17 protein-coding genes are annotated in these 18,869 nt (G+C 55.5%); 8 read left to right on the top strand and 9 right to left on the bottom strand.

Annotated features, from left to right (window positions below; genetic code table 11):
- Positions 1–103 precede the first annotated feature (103 nt).
- From kdpE to kdpF, 6 genes are read right to left on the bottom strand one after another with little or no spacing between them, the layout of a single operon-like run.
- Positions 104–781, bottom strand: coding sequence for a two-component system response regulator KdpE (gene kdpE, locus HV477_RS05370; RefSeq protein WP_000186059.1), 678 nt, complete (start codon positions 779–781; stop codon positions 104–106).
- Positions 778–3,462 carry a two-component system sensor histidine kinase KdpD gene (gene kdpD / locus HV477_RS05365; RefSeq protein ID WP_000997473.1) on the bottom strand — a complete coding sequence of 895 codons (2,685 nt, stop codon included), beginning with the start codon at positions 3,460–3,462 and terminating at the stop codon, positions 778–780. The genes kdpE and kdpD overlap by 4 nt, the downstream gene beginning before the upstream one ends.
- Positions 3,459–4,043 carry a potassium-transporting ATPase subunit KdpC gene (gene kdpC, locus HV477_RS05360; RefSeq protein ID WP_001518103.1) on the bottom strand — a complete coding sequence of 195 codons (585 nt, stop codon included), beginning with the start codon at positions 4,041–4,043 and terminating at the stop codon, positions 3,459–3,461. The genes kdpD and kdpC overlap by 4 nt, the downstream gene beginning before the upstream one ends.
- Before the next feature lie 8 nt (positions 4,044–4,051).
- Positions 4,052–6,100, bottom strand: a complete 2,049-nt coding sequence (kdpB, locus tag HV477_RS05355) for a potassium-transporting ATPase subunit KdpB (RefSeq protein WP_000088026.1) — start codon at positions 6,098–6,100, stop codon at positions 4,052–4,054.
- Positions 6,101–6,120: 20 nt separating this feature from the next.
- Positions 6,121–7,800: a potassium-transporting ATPase subunit KdpA gene (gene kdpA / locus HV477_RS05350; RefSeq protein ID WP_079899337.1), complete on the bottom strand. Its 1,680-nt coding sequence runs from the start codon at positions 7,798–7,800 to the stop codon at positions 6,121–6,123.
- On the bottom strand, positions 7,800–7,889 hold the full coding sequence (gene kdpF, locus HV477_RS05345; protein WP_001670793.1) for a K(+)-transporting ATPase subunit F: 90 nt from the start codon (positions 7,887–7,889) through the stop codon (positions 7,800–7,802). Before kdpF ends, kdpA begins: the two co-directional genes overlap by 1 nt.
- Positions 7,890–8,225: 336 nt before the next feature.
- Here kdpF and HV477_RS05340 point away from each other — a divergent pair, with 336 nt between their 5' ends.
- Positions 8,226–8,432 (top strand): YbfA family protein, encoded by a 207-nt coding sequence (locus tag HV477_RS05340; protein ID WP_000401435.1) that lies wholly within the window; start codon positions 8,226–8,228, stop codon positions 8,430–8,432.
- Between the two features lie 111 nt (positions 8,433–8,543).
- Positions 8,544–9,965 carry a deoxyribodipyrimidine photo-lyase gene (gene phrB, locus HV477_RS05335; protein ID WP_001142016.1) on the top strand — a complete coding sequence of 474 codons (1,422 nt, stop codon included), beginning with the start codon at positions 8,544–8,546 and terminating at the stop codon, positions 9,963–9,965.
- 38 nt (positions 9,966–10,003) lie between these two features.
- Here phrB and HV477_RS05330 read toward each other — a convergent pair whose 3' ends face one another.
- Positions 10,004–11,485: an MFS transporter gene (locus tag HV477_RS05330; RefSeq protein ID WP_001041123.1), complete on the bottom strand. Its 1,482-nt coding sequence runs from the start codon at positions 11,483–11,485 to the stop codon at positions 10,004–10,006.
- Between the two features lie 328 nt (positions 11,486–11,813).
- On the opposite strand from HV477_RS05330, the gene ybgI reads away from it, so the two are divergent.
- The 5 genes from ybgI to nei all read left to right on the top strand — a co-directional run bounded on the left by ybgI (position 11,814) and on the right by nei (position 15,792).
- A complete protein-coding gene (gene ybgI, locus HV477_RS05325) occupies positions 11,814–12,557 on the top strand; it encodes a radiation resistance protein YbgI (protein ID WP_079899338.1) in 744 nt (247 codons plus the stop codon).
- Positions 12,558–12,572: 15 nt separating this feature from the next.
- Positions 12,573–13,229 (top strand): 5-oxoprolinase subunit PxpB, encoded by a 657-nt coding sequence (gene pxpB, locus HV477_RS05320; RefSeq protein WP_001188371.1) that lies wholly within the window; start codon positions 12,573–12,575, stop codon positions 13,227–13,229.
- A complete protein-coding gene (pxpC, locus tag HV477_RS05315) occupies positions 13,223–14,155 on the top strand; it encodes a 5-oxoprolinase subunit PxpC (RefSeq protein WP_000932043.1) in 933 nt (310 codons plus the stop codon). Before pxpB ends, pxpC begins: the two co-directional genes overlap by 7 nt.
- Positions 14,145–14,879, top strand: a complete 735-nt coding sequence (pxpA, locus tag HV477_RS05310) for a 5-oxoprolinase subunit PxpA (protein WP_001017922.1) — start codon at positions 14,145–14,147, stop codon at positions 14,877–14,879. Before pxpC ends, pxpA begins: the two co-directional genes overlap by 11 nt.
- 121 nt (positions 14,880–15,000) lie before the next feature.
- On the top strand, positions 15,001–15,792 hold the full coding sequence (gene nei / locus HV477_RS05305; protein ID WP_001113968.1) for an endonuclease VIII: 792 nt from the start codon (positions 15,001–15,003) through the stop codon (positions 15,790–15,792).
- Between the two features lie 54 nt (positions 15,793–15,846).
- On the opposite strand, the gene HV477_RS05300 is transcribed toward nei, so the two are convergent.
- Positions 15,847–16,893 carry an AbrB family transcriptional regulator gene (locus tag HV477_RS05300; protein WP_023237461.1) on the bottom strand — a complete coding sequence of 349 codons (1,047 nt, stop codon included), beginning with the start codon at positions 16,891–16,893 and terminating at the stop codon, positions 15,847–15,849.
- Positions 16,894–17,029: 136 nt separating this feature from the next.
- Positions 17,030–18,313: a citrate synthase gene (locus tag HV477_RS05295; protein WP_000785808.1), complete on the bottom strand. Its 1,284-nt coding sequence runs from the start codon at positions 18,311–18,313 to the stop codon at positions 17,030–17,032.
- 100 nt (positions 18,314–18,413) lie between these two features.
- On the opposite strand from HV477_RS05295, the gene HV477_RS05290 reads away from it, so the two are divergent.
- Positions 18,414–18,659 (top strand): hypothetical protein, encoded by a 246-nt coding sequence (locus tag HV477_RS05290; protein WP_001539488.1) that lies wholly within the window; start codon positions 18,414–18,416, stop codon positions 18,657–18,659.
- Positions 18,660–18,869: the final 210 nt, after the last annotated feature.

Here is an 18,869-nt window from a genome sequence, read left to right as displayed (position 1 = left end):
ATATGCTCCATAAAATATAATATCGCCGCGAAAATAATTATTCGCGACGCCGAAAATAAATGACATAAAAATTAGAAGTTATTTAAAAATAATGAATAGCTATTCACGGCATAAAGCGATAGCCAATTCCGGTTTCGGTAATAAAATGGCGTGGGCGGGTGGGATCTTGTTCCAGTTTCTGGCGTAAATGTCCCATATAGATGCGCAAATAGTGGCTATGCTCCACGGCGTTAGGCCCCCAGACCTGGTTTAATAACTGCCGTTGGGTTAATACTTTGCCGGTATTATTGAGTAATACCGCCAGCAGGCGGAACTCAATCGGCGTCAGATGGATTTCTTCGTCGCCACGGTGGATCAACCGTGCGGCGAGATCGACCGTCACGCCGGAAAAACGGACGATCGGATCGGCGCTAGGGCTGGCGGCGTGCCGTCGCAGCGCGACACGCAAACGCGCCTGCAACTCGCCAATGCCGAATGGCTTGCTCAGGTAATCATCAGCTCCGGCGTCAAGCGCGGCAATCTTATCGCTTTCTTCGCTGCGGGCGGAAAGGACAATCACCGGTATTGCGCTCCACTGACGCAGGTCGCGAATGAAATCGATTCCGTCGCCGTCCGGCAGGCCGAGATCGAGAATAATCAGATCGGGCTTTCGCGTGGCGGCTTCCAGTAAACCACGTTGTAATGTTTCAGCTTCATACACGCGCAGGCCGTCGCCTTCCAGCGCGGCGCGCAGAAAGCGGCGGATGGCCTGTTCATCTTCAACAATCAGAACGTTTGTCACATATCCTCATGAAAATCGTCAAGTTCAGGTGGTTTTCCTTGCGGCAGCGTCACACGGAAACAGGCGCCGCCCTGCGGTCGATTATAGGCGGTAAGCGTGCCGCCGTGTACCTCTACGATAGCATGGCAAATCGCCAGCCCCAGCCCCACGCCGGGGACGGCGGACTCTTTGTTGCCGCGGGCGAACTTATCGAAAATCTTCTGTTCTTGCCCCGCAGGAATACCCGGCCCGTTATCCCAGACATCCAGTTGTAAACGATCGTCCTTAACCGCAGCATCAATGCCGATACTGGCCTGCGGCCCGGCGTACTTAACGGCGTTTTCCAGCAAGTTGATCAGGACGCGCTCAAATAAGGGGCCATCGACATGGATAAGCGTTAACTGTTGCGGCAGCGACAATGTAATCGGATGCAATAAACCCGGCTCTAACATCTGTAACGCGCTACCGACGACCTCTTCCAGCGTCAGCCACTCTTTTTTAAGATTAAACCCGCCGGACTGAATACGCGCCATATCCAGCAAATTATTCACCAGCCGGGTGGTGTTGAGAATATGCTGGCGGATTTCACTGGCCTGACGCGCGTGGGGCGATCCTGCGCTGGCTAAATCCAGCGTCAAAATTTCCGCCTGGCCGAACAATACCGTCAGTGGCGTGCGTAAATCATGCGACAGCGCCGCCAGCAGAGCGTTGCGAATACTTTCTCGCTCGCTGGCGAGACGCGCCTGTTCTTCGCTGGCGGTCAGCGTCAGTCGTTCCAGCGCGTTGGCGACAAGCAGAGTGAATGTTTCCAGCAGGCGTTGCTGCTCCGGCACCATTAACTGACGCAAATTACCCGGTTCGACGATAGCCAGACCGTATGTTTTATCGGCGCTTTTCAGCGGCAGGATTTGATAAGGCACGCCAGGGAGGGTATCGGTGCCTGCGCCGGCAGGCTGGCCTTTATCAAAACTCCAGCGCGCAATTGCGTCGTCCCACGGCGTCATGCCTTGCTGGTGGGTGAGAGGCAGCAACTTACCGTTAGTATCAGGTAATAAAATTTGGCTGCGCGCCTGAAACGTCGAGGCGATAAACCGCTCGCTGGTCGCGGCGATATCATGTTCGCTACGCCCGACGGCCAGCGCTTTAGACATTTCATATAAATGGCGGGTACGCTGTTCCCGATAACGGGCGACGCGCGCCTGATAGCGCACCCCGGCAGTAAGATTGCCAATCACCAGACCAACCGTCAGCATCACGGCAAAAGTCAGCAGATACTGCACGTCCGAAACGGCGAGCGTACCGCGTGGCGCGATAAAAAAGAGATCGAAACTCGCCACGTTAATCACCGTCGCCACCACCGACGGCCAGCGCCCGTAAAGCAGCGCAATCACCACTACGCCCAGCAAATAGAGCATCACCAGATTGGCGGCGTCGAAGGTGACAAGCCACTGCATAGCGATAAGCGTGGTGATGGCGCAAAGCGCCACGGCGACCAGACAGCCCTGAATCTGCCCACGCCATTTCTCTTTAAAAGGACGGTTATCAGGCGTTTGCGCCAATGCGCGGGCTGGCGGCTCTTCCAGCGCGACGATCACCTGATCGAGATCCGGCGCGCGCCTGGCAAGACGGTCGGCGAAAGCGTCACGTCGCCACCAGCGTCGCGACGCCGGGCGGCCCATGACGATTTTCCCCAGATTATGCTCGCGGGCATAGCGCACGACCGCTTTCTCTTCGGCGGGATCGGACAGGGTGGCGGTTTCCGCGCCAAGCTCCTGCGCTAGGCGCAGCGCGCTTAAAATAGCCCGCCGTTGTTTTTCCGGTAAGCGGTGTAACGTTGGCGTTTCGACATAGACGGCGTGCCAGACGCTGCCGAGCCGGGAGGCCAGACGCGCCGCGGTACGCACCAGTTTTTCGCTGCCGGTGTTATGCCCGATACACAGTAAAATCGCATCGCGGGTATGCCATACTTTTTCTTCGCCCGGATGCGCGCGCCAGGCGCGCATCTGATCGTCCACGCGATCGGCTGTCCGGCGTAGCGCCAGCTCGCGGAGGGCGATCAGATTGCCCTTGCGGAAAAAATGTTCAATAGCGCGTTCCGCCTGACCGGCGATATACACTTTACCTTCGTTGAGCCGTTGGCGCAGATCGTCGGGCGGCAGATCGACCAGTACGACTTCATCAGCGGCATCAAAAAAGGGATCGGGGACGGTTTCGCGCACCTGAATCCCCGTGACGCCGCTCACCACATCGTTCAGACTTTCCAGATGTTGTACGTTCACGGTGGTGAAAACGTCGATTCCCGCTTCCAGCAGCTCTTCAATATCCTGCCAGCGCTTAGGATGGCGTGAGCCAGGCGCGTTACTGTGCGCCAGCTCATCCATTAAAATCAGCGCCGGACGCCGGGCGAGGGCGGCATCCAGGTCAAATTCGCGAATTTGCCGCCCCCGGTGCGAGTGACGTTTTGGCGGCAGAATGGTCAGCCCGTCAAGTAGTGCGGCGGTCTCTTCACGGCCGTGCGTCTCTACCACGCCGATCACCACATCCAGCCCCTGCGCTCGCAGCCGCTGCGCTTGCGCCAGCATCGCCCAGGTTTTTCCGACGCCTGCGCAGGCGCCGAAGAAAATTTTCAACTTCCCCCGGTGGGGCGGGGGCGTTTGTTCCAACAAGCGATCCGGATCAGGACGCAAGGGTTCGTCGTTCATTTCGCTCTGTGTCCCTGTAGCGCATCCAGCGCCAGATTAAGCTCAACAATATTCACCACCGGTTGCCCAAGAAAGCGCGCCAGCGGCCTGTGCGTATATTCTGCAACCAGTTGCGCGACCTGTTCAACGGGAAGCTGGCGAGCCGCCGCCACGCGGGGGATTTGCCATGCCGCGGCGCCGGGCGTCAGATTATTATCCAGCCCGCTTGCCGAGGCCGTCGCCAGCTCAACCGGAACCGCGGAACTCGCCTGGGGGTTAGCGGCGCGTAGCGCGGCGACGCGGGACTGTATTTGCGCATCCAGTTCGGGATTGCTGGCGGCCAGGTTGCTTCCGCCCGACGCCAGTGGATTATAAGGCGTATCGGCGGTGGCGGAGGGCCGGCCATGAAAATAACCCGCGGCGGTAAACGATTGTCCGATAAGCGCTGAGCCGCGTATCACATTGTCTTTATGAATCAGCGAGCCATTAGCCTGCCAGGGAAACCACCACTGCCCCAGCGCCGTGGTCAGAAGCGGATACACGCCGCCGGTCAATAACAGCAGAAATAACATTGTCGAAAAAGCAGGACGTAAACCGATCATCATACACCTCACGCCAGACCCAGCAGGGTCAGCAGCACATCAATCACTTTGATACCAATAAACGGCACCACCAGACCACCCAGACCATAGATCCATAAATTACGGCGCAGCATGGCCGATGCGGAAAGCGGCTTATAACTCACGCCTTTTAATGCCAGCGGGATCAGAAAAATAATAATCAGGGCGTTAAAGATCACCGCGCTCAGAATGGCGGAGTTCGGCGAATGCAGCCCCATCACGTTGAGCGCGTTTAGCTGCGGATAGGTAGCGGCAAACGCGGCGGGAATAATGGCGAAATATTTCGCTACATCATTCGCGATACTGAAGGTGGTGAGCGAGCCGCGCGTCATCAGCATCTGCTTACCGATATGCACCACTTCAATCAACTTGGTTGGGTTAGAGTCCAGATCCACCATATTACCGGCTTCTTTCGCCGCCTGGGTGCCGGAGTTCATCGCCACCGCGACGTCAGCCTGCGCCAGCGCCGGGGCATCGTTAGTGCCGTCGCCGGTCATGGCGACCAGCCGTCCTTCCGCCTGATATTGACGGATCAGCGCCAGCTTGGCTTCCGGCGTGGCTTCGGCAAGAAAATCGTCCACACCGGCTTCGGCGGCAATCGCTGCCGCCGTCAGGCGGTTATCGCCAGTGATCATCACCGTTTTAATACCCATCTTTCGCAGCTGGGCGAAACGTTCTTTAATACCGCCTTTAACGATATCCTTGAGGGCGATAACACCCAGTACGCGCGCGCCCTCCACGACCACCAGCGGCGTCGCGCCCAGGCGCGCCACGTTCTCGACGTTTTGCTCGACATCGGCGGGAAAATGGCCGCCATTGCTCTCGACATGACGCCGAATCGCGTCCACCGAGCCTTTACGGATCATCCGGTTATCGATATTAATCCCGCTCATGCGGCTTTGTGCGGTAAACGGAACAAAGGTGGCATGAAGCGACTGCACATCGCGTTCACGCAGGTTAAAGCGCTGTTTGGCGAGGATCACAATGCTGCGACCTTCCGGCGTTTCGTCGGCCAGCGAAGCGAGCTGCGCGGCGTCAGCCAGCGTGCGTTCGTCCACCCCTCGGGCGGGTATAAAATCGGACGCCTGGCGGTTGCCGAGCGTGATAGTGCCGGTTTTATCCAGCAGCAGCACGTCGACATCGCCCGCGGCTTCTACGGCGCGGCCGCTGGTGGCGATGACGTTCGCGCCCAACATTCGGCTCATTCCGGCTACGCCAATGGCGGAGAGTAGCCCGCCGATGGTGGTGGGGATCAGGCACACCAGCAACGCCACCAACACGGTGACGCTGACCGCGTTACCGCCCCAGGCGGAGAAGGGCCACAGGGTGGCGGTCGCCAGTAAAAAGACAATGGTCAGGGCGATGAGCAAAATCGTCAGGGCAATCTCGTTAGGCGTTTTCCGCCGCTGCGCGCCTTCCACCATCGCGATCATCCGGTCAAGAAAGGTTTCGCCAGGATTGACGCTACAGGCAATCACCAGCCAGTCGGAAAGAATTCGCGTTCCGCCGGTGACAGAGGCGAAATCGCCGCCGGACTCACGGATCACGGGCGCGGATTCGCCGGTAATCGCACTTTCATCCACCGAGGCGCCGCCTTCGATGACCTCGCCGTCGCAGGGAATAATATCGCCCGCTTTGACCAGGACAATGTCGCCTTTCCGCAGTTCAGCGGCGGGCACGTTATCGGCCTGCGCATCATGGCGCGGGGCGCGCAGGCGGCGAGCGAACGCGGTCTTTTTCACTCCTTTCAGACTGTTTGCCTGAGCTTTGCTGCGGCCTTCCGCCAGCGCTTCGGCAAAATTGGCGAACAGTACGGTGAACCATAACCACAGGCTGATAATCCCTGTAAACAAGGCGCTTCCCGCTATTTGTCCTGTTACCATAGCGAGCGTTAACAGAGTGGTTAGCACGCTGCCGGCCCAGACCACAAACATCACCGGGTTACGCCACTGGGCGCGTGGGCTTAATTTTTTTACGGCATCCGTTAGCGCCTGTACGAGTAAAACAGGTTCAAACAGCGCCAGTTGCTTGCGACTCATATCAATGTACTCCACATCGCTCAAGGTAAAGAGAAATGTTCCGCTACCGGGCCAAGCGCCAGGGCAGGAATAAACGTCAGCGCGCCGACCAGCAGTACCGTGCCGATGAGCAGTCCAATAAATAGCGCGCCGTGGGTCGCCAGCGTTCCCTGACTGGCCGGCTGTACTTTTTTACTGACCAGCGATCCGGCGATGGCCATGACAGGAATAATCACGCCGAAACGGCCGACGAACATGCAGAACGCCAGCAAACAGTTCCAGAAAGGCGAGTTAGCGCTCAGACCCGCAAAGGCGCTACCGTTATTGTTGGCGGCAGAGGAGACGGCATATAGCACTTCGCTAAAACCGTGCGGGCCAGGGTTCAGCATTGCGCTGCGTCCGGCATCCGTCATCATCGCCAGCGCTGAACCCAACAAGACCAGCATCGGCGTGACCAGAATCGCCAGTGCGGTCATTTTCATTTCGCGCACGTCGATTTTTTTCCCCAGATACTCCGGCGTGCGACCGATCATCAGCCCCGCGATAAACACCGCCAGCAGGACAAACAGCAACATGCCGTACAGCCCTGAACCGACGCCGCCAAAGACCACTTCGCCAATTTGCATCAGCCACATCGGCACCATACCGCCCAGAGCGGTAAACGAGTCGTGCATGGCATTTACCGCCCCGCAGGACGCCGCGGTCGTGACGACGGCAAACAGGCTGCTGGCCAGCACGCCAAAGCGTGTTTCTTTACCCTCCATGTTGACGCTACTGTCCGCGCCTGCCGCCAACAGATGTGGATTTCCCTGAACTTCCGCCCACATCACTACCGCTATGCAGACTACAAAAATGAATGACATTGCCCACAGTAGCGCGCGTCCCTGACGGCGATCGCCCGCCGCTTCGCCAAAGGCGAAACAGAGCGCGGCTGGAATCAAAAATATCGCCAGCATCTGCGCCAGATTAGTGAGCGCGGTGGGGTTTTCGAACGGATGCGAAGAGTTGGCGTTAAAGAAACCGCCGCCGTTGGTGCCAAGCATTTTGATCGCCTCCTGCGAAGCAACCGGACCCATCGGCAAAAGTTGTTTAGCGCCTTCAAGGGTGGTGATGGGCTGATAAGCCGACAGGTTTTGCAGTACGCCTTGTTGGATAAAAAACAGCGCGATAATTAACGCGACAGGAAATAATATCCATAGCGTAATGCGTACCAGATCCTGCCAGGCATTACCCAGCGTGTGCACATTCTGGCGCGTAAAGGCGCGGATAAGCGCAAAAACCACCGCAATCCCGGTCGCCGCCGACAGGAAATTTTGCACCGTCAGCCCGGCCATCTGGCTAAAGTAGCTCAGCGTGCTTTCGCCGCTGTAGGCTTGCCAGTTGGTATTGGTGACAAAGCTGACGGCGGTATTCAGCGCCAGATCCCAGGACAGCCCCGGTAGCCGCTGCGGATTTAAGGGCAGCCACTCCTGCCAGAATAGCAGGCAAAACAGGATGCCCAGTCCCAGCAGATTGAGCGTCAGTAGCGCCAGTAAATACTGACGCCAGTTCATTTCGTGGTCGGTAATGCCAAGAGTCCGCCAGAGGATACGCTCAACGCCAGCCACGCCCGGCAACGGAACGGCGGCGATGAGCCTTGCCAGGCCCGAACCCAACGGTTTCGCCAGTACCAATAAAATCAGTAAAAAACTGGCGATCAGTAAAAATCCTTGCGCGGCCATCAGAACGCCTCCGCATTAATCAGGGCATAGACCAGATAACCTAAAAGTAAGAAAACCAGCACGATGCCGGTTATCACGCCTGCACTCACAGAGCACCTCCAGTGGCATTGTTTTACTCCTGAGAAAGGTAATTTTTTGGCTGCAAAGATTTCGCAAAAATTGGCGGGCGGAGTGTAAAAAAAGTATAAAAATGGCAAAGACCATTATTTAACTAATGATTAGTATTAATTTAATCTTTTCGTAACTAATTTACGCTTTGAATGTAAATCTGCTGGAAAAGCGTGAAAATAAGTGGTCGGATGAGTAGTAAAATTACACCGAAAACGGTACTATTTTAATCAGGTAACGAGGTTCAATTTTTCGGTGCTATTCACCGATTCAATCTATACCGGGGCGGATAGCGTCGGTATAAAGGGGGGAAACGTATGGAACACTATAAAGACTATCCGGCGCATGTCATTTTTGCCCGTCGTGCTTTCGCGGTGACCGCAGGCGTGCTGGCGTTGCCGGTGATGCTCTTCTGGAAAGACCGCGCGCGTTTTTATAGTTATCTGCACCGTGTCTGGTCGAAAACCAGTGATAAACCGGTATGGATGGCGCAGGCTGAAAAAGCCACCTGCGACTTTTATTAATCGCGACCAGCCTGAAAAAACCGTCAGCCGCCACGCTGGCGGTTTTTTTATGCGCCAGGGTCTACACTGTTTAACGCTATTCGCCGTGACGTTTTATCTTTCAGGAGTTGTATGCCCACCCATTTAGTCTGGTTCAGGCGCGATCTGCGTTTACAGGATAACCTTGCGCTGGCCGCCGCCTGCCGCGATGCATCCGCGCGGGTGCTGGCGCTTTATATTTCCACCCCCGCGCAGTGGCAGGCCCATGATATGGCGCCGCGGCAGGCGGCATTCATCAGCGCGCAGCTCAATGCGCTACAGACGGCCCTTGCAGAGAAAGGCATTCCGTTGCTGTTTCATGAAGTGGCGGATTTTAACGCCAGTATTGAGACGGTTAAAAACGTTTGCCGGCAGCATGACGTCAGCCATCTGTTTTATAACTATCAGTATGAGTTTAACGAGCGTCAGCGTGATGCGGCGGTGGAAAAAACGCTGCCCTCTGTCATCTGCGAAGGCTTTGACGATAGCGTGATTCTGGCACCCGGCGCGGTGATGACCGGCAATCATGAAATGTATAAAGTTTTTACGCCGTTTAAAAATGCCTGGTTGAAACGGCTAAAAGAAGATATCCCGCCGTGCGTTCCGGCCCCGAAGATCCGGGTGAGCGGCGCGCTTTCTACACCCTTAACGCCAGTCTCGCTTAACTACCCGCAACAGGCGTTTGACGCCGCGCTTTTCCCGGTGGAAGAAAACGCGGTCATCGCGCAGCTACGTCAGTTTTGCGCGCAGGGCGCAGACGAGTATGCGTTACGGCGCGATTTCCCTGCGGTTGACGGCACCAGTCGGCTTTCCGCCAGCCTGGCGACGGGCGGCCTGTCGCCGCGACAGTGCCTGCACCGATTACTGGCGGAGCAGCCGCAGGCGCTGGACGGCGGGCCGGGAAGCGTCTGGTTGAATGAGCTCATCTGGCGGGAATTTTACCGTCATTTAATGACCTGGTATCCGGCATTATGCAAACACCAGCCGTTTATCCGCTGGACAAAACGCGTCGCGTGGCAGGAAAACCCGCACTATTTTCAGGCATGGCAGAAAGGCGAAACCGGTTATCCCATTGTCGATGCGGCGATGCGCCAGCTTAACGCGACGGGCTGGATGCATAACCGTTTACGCATGATTACCGCCAGCTTTCTGGTAAAAGATCTGTTGATTGACTGGCGGTTGGGGGAGCGCTATTTCATGTCGCAGCTTATTGACGGCGATCTTGCCGCCAATAATGGCGGCTGGCAGTGGGCCGCCTCAACCGGTACTGACGCCGCGCCTTATTTTCGTATTTTTAATCCCACGACTCAGGGAGAGAGGTTCGATCGCGACGGCGAATTTATCCGCCAGTGGCTACCGGCATTACGCGATATCCCTGGAAAAGCGATTCACGAGCCGTGGCGGTGGGCGGAAAAAGCGGGAGTCGTGCTTGATTATCCTCGGCCTATTGTGGAGCACAAACAGGCGAGAATCGCAACGCTTTCCGCCTATGAGGCGGCGAGAAAAGGGGCGTGATACAGGCCCGGTAGCGCAAACTACCGGGCATTCTGCTATCAGGATTCGACGGCCAGCGCGCGGCTTTTGAATTTGAAGGACTGATACAGCCAAATCAGCAGGACAACCCCTACGCAGGCTAACGCGCCCCAGGTGATCTGTTCAAAAACATCCACATAGGCGTTGATGGCGTAATTAACCGCGCCGCTGGCGTCGAAGGCGCTTTGCGAGGTCTGGTCAGCGATGACGCCTGCCAGATAGTTAGCTATCGCGCCGGACAGCAGCATATAAATTCCGGTTAATACGCCGGTGACGCCGGGGATATCAATGCGCGTAATTTGCGACATGGCGACCGGGTCGATAAATAGCTCGGCAAAGCCCATCACCGCCAGTCCCAGCACCATTAGCGGCATTGAAGAGTGTCCGTAAGCGGCGGACCAGCGTGCGCTCAGGGTCAGAATACAGAATCCGGCGCTCATCAGACCGAGACCCAGCGCGAATTTGCCCCAGATACGCACGGTGCGATTACCGCTTACGCTCTCTTTAACCAGCCAGGCCAGGACGACCCCACACAGCATCACGGCAAAGGCGTTCACCGACTGGAACATGGCGGTAGGAACGGAATAGCCCAGAATATCGCGGTTCACAAAGCGGTCGATATACAGGCTGATAGAACTGCCGCCCTGCTGGGCAAACGCCCAGAACAGCATACTGAACAGGGTCAGGGTGACAATCAGCCCCAGTTCTTTGCGCTGTTTGGCCGTTTGCGCCTGACGATAAATTTTTGCCAGCACGACCAGGCCGATCGCGGTCGCCACAATTAAGGCATAGACTGACCATTCTTTCCAGAACAGAACGGTAATCAGCAACGGCGCCGCTACCAGCAAAATTAACAGCCAGCCCCAGTTCGGCAGCAGGTAGTTTCTGGCGCACAACACGGCTTTATTAACGCCGGTGGTGTGGGTGAAATGACGATTTCCACACAGGAAGATCACTAACCCCGCAAGCATACCAATGGCAGCGAGCGCAAAGCCCATCGCCCAACTGTACTCCTCTTGCACATAGCCGCAGGCGATAGGCGCCACGATCGAACCAATATTACCCGCTGCGTAAAGCAGCGAGAACCCGCCGTCGCGGCGCGGATCTTCCGGCTGGTACAGTTCGCCCAGCAGGCAGCTAATATTCGATTTAAACAGGCCGTAGCCGCAGACAATGATCGCCAGCGACAGATAAAGGAATGTCGGCGCGATCTCACTGGCGCCCAGCACTAAATGACCTATAGCCATTAAAAATGCGCCCAGCATGACTGCCATTCGGTTGCCAAGCACCTTATCCGCCAGATAGCCGCCAAGAATCGGCGTTACGTAGACCAGCGAACAATAAGCGCTGAATAACTCATAGGCGTGGTTATCGTCGTATTTTAGCTGATTGGTGAGATAAAGAATCAGTAGGGCGCGCATACCATAAAAGCTGAAGTACTCCCAAATTTGCAGGGCGACAACGTAGTAAATAGCGCGGGGTTGAGATGCTTGTTTATTCATCGTATTTCCGGGATAGAGACGCTGCGGCAAGAACGCGGCATTCTCAGATAATGCCTTTCTTTGTGGGCTTATTAAGCCTGCCGTATCGCCGTGTTTCCTTAAAGTTACCAACATGATACAGAACTGATTTTTTCTGCAATATGCGTTCTGATTGCATAAATATACATGAAACCGATCGTGTTTTGCTAAGTAATTTGCGCCAAACCCGGAGGTGATTGTTTCTTGATGTGTCAAACAAATGTTTATCGACGAACGGCTAACGGAAGGCTATGTTAACGGAGACTGAACCCGTAACGGGAAAGTAGAACGTGGGTTAAAGGGAGCGATGATGAAAAACACCGAGCTGGAACAACTGATTAACGACAAGCTGAACAGTGCGGCAATAAGCGATTATGCGCCGAATGGTTTACAGGTCGAAGGAAAAGAGACGGTACAGAAAATCGTTACCGGCGTGACCGCAAGTCAGGCGCTGCTCGATGAGGCGGTGCGTTTGCAGGCCGATGCGGTTATTGTTCATCATGGTTACTTCTGGAAAGGCGAGTCTCCGGTTATTCACGGCATGAAACGCCGTCGCTTAAAAACGTTACTGGCAAATGATATTAACCTTTACGGTTGGCATCTGCCGCTGGATGCGCACCCTGAGCTGGGCAACAATGCGCAGTTGGCGGCGCTATTGGGCATTACCGTGAAAGGAGAAATTGAGCCGCTGGTGCCGTGGGGAGAACTCTCAATGCCGGTGCCGGGGCTGGAACTGGCCTCATGGATTGAAGCGCGTCTGGGGCGTAAACCGCTATGGTGCGGCGATACCGGGCCAGAGAATGTGCAGCGTGTCGCCTGGTGTACCGGCGGTGGGCAAAGTTTTATTGATAGCGCCGCCCGCTTCGGCGTGGATGCTTTTATTACCGGCGAGGTGTCTGAACAGACCATTCATTCCGCGCGCGAACAGGGGCTGCATTTTTATGCCGCCGGGCACCATGCCACTGAACGCGGCGGTATTCGCGCCCTGAGCGAATGGTTGAACGAAAACACGGCGTTGGATGTGACGTTTATTGATATCCCTAACCCGGCATAACTGAGAGGTAATAAAGTGCAGCGAGCGCGTTGTTATCTGTTAGGCGAAACGGCGGTCGTCCTGGAACTTGAACCGCCGATTACGCTGGCGAGCCAGAAACGCATCTGGCGTCTGACGCAGCGTCTGGTCGATATGCCGAACGTGGTGGAAGCCATTCCCGGGATGAACAATATCACCGTGATCTTGCGGGAACCGCAAACCCTGGCGCTGGATGCGATTGAGCGTCTGCAGCGCTGGTGGGAAGAGAGCGAGGCGCTGGAGCCGGACTCGCGTTCGGTTGAGATCCCGGTGATCTATGGCGGCGCAGGCGGGCCGGATCTGGCGGCGGTGGCACGGCACAGCGGTTTGAGTGAAAAGCAGGTCGTGGAGCTACATGCCTCCGTTGAGTATGTCGTCTGGTTTTTAGGCTTTCAGCCTGGCTTTCCCTATCTTGGGAATTTACCAGAACCGCTCCATATGCCCAGACGTGCGGAGCCGCGCCTGCAGGTTCCGGCCGGTTCTGTCGGCATCGGCGGCGCGCAGACGGGGATTTATCCATTATCCACGCCGGGCGGCTGGCAGCTGATCGGCCTCACGCCGTTGAAGTTATTCGATCCGATGCGGGAGCCTCCGGTTCTGCTACGCCCTGGCGATAGCGTACGCTTTGTGCCGCAAAAGGAGGGAATATGCTGAATATTATTCGCGCGGGGATTTATACCTCCGTGCAGGATAGCGGGCGTCACGGCTTTCGTCAGTCGGGGCTGAGTCACTGCGGTGCGCTGGATAAACCCGCCTTTCAGACCGCTAATCTCCTGGTCGGGAACGATGCGAATGCCCCGGCGCTGGAAATCACTCTCGGTCAACTGGTTGTCGAATTTGAAAATGAGACCTGGTTCGCTCTTACCGGCGCAGGCTGCGAAGCGCAGTTGGATGATCAACCGGTCTGGACAGGCTGGCGATTGCCGGTAAAAGCGGGTCAACGTCTTACGCTGCATCGACCGCTTCACGGGATGCGTAGCTATCTGGCGGTGGCTGGCGGTATTGCTGTGCCGGAGGTGATGGGATCGTGTAGTACCGATCTGAAGTCCGGTATCGGTGGGCTGGAAGGACGGCTGCTAAAAGATGGCGATCGGTTGGCGACAGGTAAACCATCGCGACAGTTTAGCGGGCCGCAGGGCGTGAAGCAGTTACTGTGGGGGAATCGCATCCGTGCGCTGCCGGGGCCGGAATACCGTGAATTCGATCGCGCCTCGCAAGAAGCGTTCTGGCGTTCGCCATGGCAGCTCAGTCCGCAAAGTAATCGCATGGGCTATCGTTTGCAGGGACAATCGTTAACGCGGACAACGGATCGCGAACTGCTGTCGCACGGTTTGCTGCCCGGTGTCGTGCAGGTGCCTTACAACGGCCAACCTATTGTGCTAATGAATGATGCCCAGACAACTGGCGGCTATCCGCGCATTGCCTGCATCATCGAGGCAGATATGTACCATCTGGCGCAGATCCCGCTAGGACAACCGATCCATTTTGTGCAATGTTCGCTGGAAGAGGCGCTCAACGCGCGCCATGAGCGTCAGCGCTATCTGGAACAGCTTACCTGGCGGCTTCAGCATGAACATTGATTTAAATGCGGATGTGGGCGAAGGTTGCGCCAGCGACAGCGAATTATTAACGCTGGTCTCCTCCGCCAATATCGCCTGTGGTTTTCACGCCGGTGATGCGCAAACCATGCTGACCTGTGTGCGCGAGGCGCTGAAAAACGGCGTGGCGATCGGCGCGCATCCCAGCTTTCCGGATCGGGATAATTTTGGGCGGACGGCGATGGTTTTGCCGCCGGAAACGGTATACGCCCAGACGCTGTACCAAATCGGCGCGCTGGGGGCGATTGTCCAGGCGCAAGGCGGCGTGATGCGCCATGTCAAACCGCACGGTATGCTCTATAACCAGGCGGCGAAAGATCCTCATCTGGCACAGGCGATTGCGAAAGCGGTACACGACTATGATCCGTCACTGATACTGGTTGGACTGGCGGGAAGTGAGCTGATCCGGGCCGGTGAGCGCCATCGCCTGGTGACGCGGCAGGAGGTGTTTGCCGATCGCGGCTATCAGGCCGACGGTAGCCTGGTGCCGCGCATGCAACCTGGCGCGCTGATTCACGACGAAGAGCAGGCGCTGGCGCAAACGCTGGATATGGTACAAGCCGGGAGAGTGAAAAGCGTTACTGGCGTGTGGACGACTGTCACGGCGCAAACGGTGTGCATTCATGGCGACGGCGAGTATGCGCTTGCATTCGCTCGCAGGTTACGCGCCGCGTTCAATGCGCGTAATATACACGTTATTGCCTGAGAGCCCGACGATTGAAGCTATTATATTACGGCTGTGGATATTCATTATGGCGTTCGATGTGCATTCCCGATAGTCAGAGGCGGTGTAGTCCATTAATCAACTGTTAACAAAGGATATTATTATGCCTGAAGGCCCGGAAATTCGTCGTGCGGCGGATAATCTGGAGGCGGCAATCAAAGGCAAACCCTTAACCGATGTCTGGTTTGCCTTTGCACAGTTAAAACCGTATGAATCGCAGCTTACCGGTCAACTTGTTACCCGGATAGAGACGCGGGGAAAAGCGTTATTGACCCACTTTTCAAATGGCCTGACGCTCTACAGCCACAACCAACTCTATGGCGTATGGCGGGTGATCGATACTGGTGAAATACCGCAGACCACGCGTATATTGCGCGTCAGGCTACAAACGGCGGATAAAACTATTCTGCTTTATAGCGCGTCTGATATCGAAATGCTGACAGCAGAGCAGCTCACGACGCACCCCTTTTTACAGCGAGTCGGTCCGGATGTGCTGGACGCGCGTCTCACTCCGGAAGAGGTTAAAGCTCGATTGCTGTCGCCGCGTTTTCGCAACCGACAATTTTCCGGACTGTTGCTGGATCAGGCCTTTCTGGCGGGATTGGGGAATTATCTGCGCGTTGAAATCCTCTGGCAGGTAGGGTTAACCGGACAGCATAAAGCGAAAGATCTCAACGAGGCGCAACTGAATGCGCTTTCTCACGCGCTGTTGGATATTCCGCGCCTGTCCTACACGACTCGCGGTCAGGCGGATGAGAACAAGCATCATGGCGCACTGTTTCGCTTTAAGGTTTTCCACCGTGACGGCGAAGTGTGCGAGCGGTGCGGCGGCATTATTGAAAAGACAACACTGTCCTCACGCCCGTTTTACTGGTGCCCGCATTGCCAGAAATAGCCGGAACCGCCATCGGCGAGCGGCTATTGCCTGATGGCGCGACGCTTATCAGCCCTACAAAGGTTGTTTGGGCGCATAGGTTGATATAAAACGGGCCACTGCTGGCCCAGTTAACAGAATGCTGAACAGCCGTAGGGTTTGCATTGCCATGATGAGCGCCATATCGGCACTGCTTCCTGCCGCGATCGCGGCAACCGTATCCAGACCACCGGGACTGGTGGCGAGATAAGCCGTCATAAAATCAATCTGCATGTAGTAAGCCATTCCCCACGCCATCGCGGCGCAAATCGCCATCAGCGCGAAAATTGACAATAAGATTTGCGGCAATGGCCGCAGCGCCATAAAAAACACCTGTCTGTCAAAACCCAGCCCAATACGCCAGCCTATCGCCATATACGCCACGGCCAGCAGCCATTCGGGTAATTCAATCTCAATGATGCCTTGCGAATGGAGAAGCGCGCCTGCCAACATGGGGAGCAGCATCGTGCCGGAAGGGATACGCATCAGGCGACCGGCAATGCCCGCCACGATCGCTAATAACAGCGTCGTCAATACATTACCGCTAAGCGGCGGAAACCAGATCACCTGTTGGCTGACCGCTGCCGCGCTGTCGCCGAGTATCAGGCGTGTCACCAGCACCGCCGCGCCAGCCACAAACAGTACCCGTAGATACTGCATAAACGCCACCAGGCGGATATCCGCCCCGTAATCTTGCGCCATCGCTACCATTGCCGCCGCGCCGCCCGGCGAAGACCCCCATGCGCCGGTGTTGCCGGGCAGCGAGCTGTAACGTACCAGCAGCCAGCCGACTACCGCGCTGGAAAGCAGCGTCACCAGCAACACTAAAAGCACGACCGGCCAGTAGAGGGCGAGGGTGGTCAATATCGAACCGGTTAGATTTTGGGCGATCATACAGCCGAGAATTGCCTGCGCGGCGAGAAAAATACCGCGCGGAAGTTGTAGCGTACTACCTCGCAAACTCAACACGATACCCGCAATCATTGGACCGAGCAGCATTGCCGCCGGAAGGTGCAGCCAGAGAAAAATAAGGGAAATGAGCAGCGATAACAGGAACAACAAAAACCACTGCAGAATCGGCATTCCATGCTCCCTGAATGATATTTAGCGAAACCTTAATTAATCATAGAGAGTAACGGGGTAAGAATAAAATAATGAGGATAAGAAAAAAGGGAAAATGTACCGGATGGCGAGGGTTGCCTCGCCATCCGGTTGTCAATTAACGCTTCAGCGCCGATTTAAAATCGCGTTTATCGTAGCCGGTATACAGCTGACGAGGACGGGCGATTTTCATGCCGTCAGTGTGCATTTCATTCCAGTGTGCAATCCAGCCAACGGTACGCGCCATGGCGAAGATCACGGTGAACATCGAAGATGGAATGCCCATCGCTTTCAGAATGATGCCGGAGTAGAAGTCTACGTTCGGGTACAGTTTCTTCTCGATGAAGTACGGGTCGTTCAGCGCAATGTGCTCAAGCTCCATCGCCACTTCCAGCAGATCGTCTTTGGTGCCCAGCTCTTTCAGCACTTCGTGGCAGGTTTCACGCATCACGGTGGCGCGCGGATCGTAGTTTTTGTAAACACGGTGACCGAAGCCCATCAGGCGGAAAGAATCATTCTTGTCTTTCGCACGACGAACAAATTCTGGAATGTGTTTAACAGAGCTGATTTCTTCCAGCATTTTCAGCGCGGCTTCGTTGGCGCCGCCGTGCGCGGGTCCCCACAGGGAGGCGATCCCGGCGGCAATGCAGGCGAACGGGTTGGCGCCGCTTGAACCTGCGGTACGTACCGTTGACGTAGAGGCGTTCTGCTCATGGTCAGCGTGCAGGATCAGAATACGATCCATCGCGCGCTCCAGTACCGGATTCACTTCATAGGTTTCACACGGCGTGGAGAACATCATGTTCAGGAAGTTACCGGCGTAGGAAAGGTCGTTGCGCGGATAAACAAACGGCTGACCGATGGAATATTTGTAACACATCGCCGCCATGGTCGGCATTTTGGACAGCAGGCGGAACGCCGCGATTTCACGGTGGCGCGGATTGTTCACATCCAGCGAGTCGTGGTAGAACGCCGCCAGCGCGCCAGTGATCCCGCACATTACCGCCATCGGATGTGAGTCGCGACGGAAAGCATGGAACAGGCGAGTGATTTGCTCATGGATCATCGTATGGCGGGTGACTGTCGTTCTGAACTCGTCATACTCTTCCTGCGTCGGTTTTTCGCCGTACAGCAGGATGTAACAGACTTCCAGATAGTTGGAATCGGTAGCAAGCTGGTCAATCGGGAAACCGCGATGCAACAAAATGCCTTCGTCGCCGTCGATGAAGGTGATTTTAGATTCGCAGGATGCGGTAGAGGTGAAACCAGGGTCAAAAGTAAAAATTCCTTTTGAACCGAGACTACGAATATCAATAACATCTTGACCGAGTGTACCTTTTAGCACATCCAGTTCAATAGCAGTATCACCAGTAAGGGTGATTTTTGCCTTTGTATCAGCCATTTACGGTCTCCTTAGCGCCTTATTGCTTAAGACTGCCGGAACTCAGACTTGCCTTCTCCACGTCATCTTCCTTGTCGTTAGTGCAGGGAAGATTCTGTGTATGCATCAATCAACCGTTACCAGTTTGTTATTTGGCTCGCCGCTCTGTGAAAGAGGGGATGACCTGGGTACAGAGCAATGGGCGCTTGCAGGTAACGGCTTGATTAATTTCGAATTAGCAGCAAATCAGGAACGTAGCAATCCGAGTAATGTAACCTGTCTATCACTAATAACTGTCCTGAAAGAATGGGTCAATATCATTGTACTGTTGCATAACTTATTAACAGGTGAAAGAGTGACCCCATAACTTTTACGCATTATATGCTTTTTCTGGTGTTGTTTGTAACAATTTTGTTTAATGTTTGTCAAATCAGATGATTGAAAATTAAAAAAATGTTGTTATCGTGACCTGTGTCACTGTTCAGGATAAAACCCGACAAACTATATGTAGGTTAATTGTAATGATTTTGTGAACGTCCTATACTGCCGCCAGGTCTCCGGAATACCCTGCAATCCC

The sequence above is a fragment of the Salmonella sp. SG203 genome, from assembly GCF_013350575.1.
GTDB lineage: Bacteria > Pseudomonadota > Gammaproteobacteria > Enterobacterales > Enterobacteriaceae > Salmonella > Salmonella enterica.
This window is presented reverse-complemented; position numbering and strand designations above follow the sequence as displayed.

What these genes read in the sequence shown, in the direction of transcription:
- HV477_RS05330 (WP_001041123.1), bottom strand. Translation starts at nt 11,485, where the DNA reads ATGAATAAACAAGCATCTCAACCCCGCGCTATTTACTACGTTGTCGCC.
- pxpC (WP_000932043.1), top strand. Translation starts at nt 13,223, where the DNA reads ATGCTGAATATTATTCGCGCGGGGATTTATACCTCCGTGCAGGATAGC.
- kdpC (WP_001518103.1), bottom strand. Translation starts at nt 4,043, where the DNA reads ATGATCGGTTTACGTCCTGCTTTTTCGACAATGTTATTTCTGCTGTTA.
- HV477_RS05340 (WP_000401435.1), top strand. Translation starts at nt 8,226, where the DNA reads ATGGAACACTATAAAGACTATCCGGCGCATGTCATTTTTGCCCGTCGT.
- kdpD (WP_000997473.1), bottom strand. Translation starts at nt 3,462, where the DNA reads ATGAACGACGAACCCTTGCGTCCTGATCCGGATCGCTTGTTGGAACAA.
- ybgI (WP_079899338.1), top strand. Translation starts at nt 11,814, where the DNA reads ATGAAAAACACCGAGCTGGAACAACTGATTAACGACAAGCTGAACAGT.
- HV477_RS05290 (WP_001539488.1), top strand. Translation starts at nt 18,414, where the DNA reads ATGCATCAATCAACCGTTACCAGTTTGTTATTTGGCTCGCCGCTCTGT.
- pxpA (WP_001017922.1), top strand. Translation starts at nt 14,145, where the DNA reads ATGAACATTGATTTAAATGCGGATGTGGGCGAAGGTTGCGCCAGCGAC.
- phrB (WP_001142016.1), top strand. Translation starts at nt 8,544, where the DNA reads ATGCCCACCCATTTAGTCTGGTTCAGGCGCGATCTGCGTTTACAGGAT.
- nei (WP_001113968.1), top strand. Translation starts at nt 15,001, where the DNA reads ATGCCTGAAGGCCCGGAAATTCGTCGTGCGGCGGATAATCTGGAGGCG.
- kdpB (WP_000088026.1), bottom strand. Translation starts at nt 6,100, where the DNA reads ATGAGTCGCAAGCAACTGGCGCTGTTTGAACCTGTTTTACTCGTACAG.
- HV477_RS05295 (WP_000785808.1), bottom strand. Translation starts at nt 18,313, where the DNA reads ATGGCTGATACAAAGGCAAAAATCACCCTTACTGGTGATACTGCTATT.
- kdpA (WP_079899337.1), bottom strand. Translation starts at nt 7,800, where the DNA reads ATGGCCGCGCAAGGATTTTTACTGATCGCCAGTTTTTTACTGATTTTA.
- HV477_RS05300 (WP_023237461.1), bottom strand. Translation starts at nt 16,893, where the DNA reads ATGCCGATTCTGCAGTGGTTTTTGTTGTTCCTGTTATCGCTGCTCATT.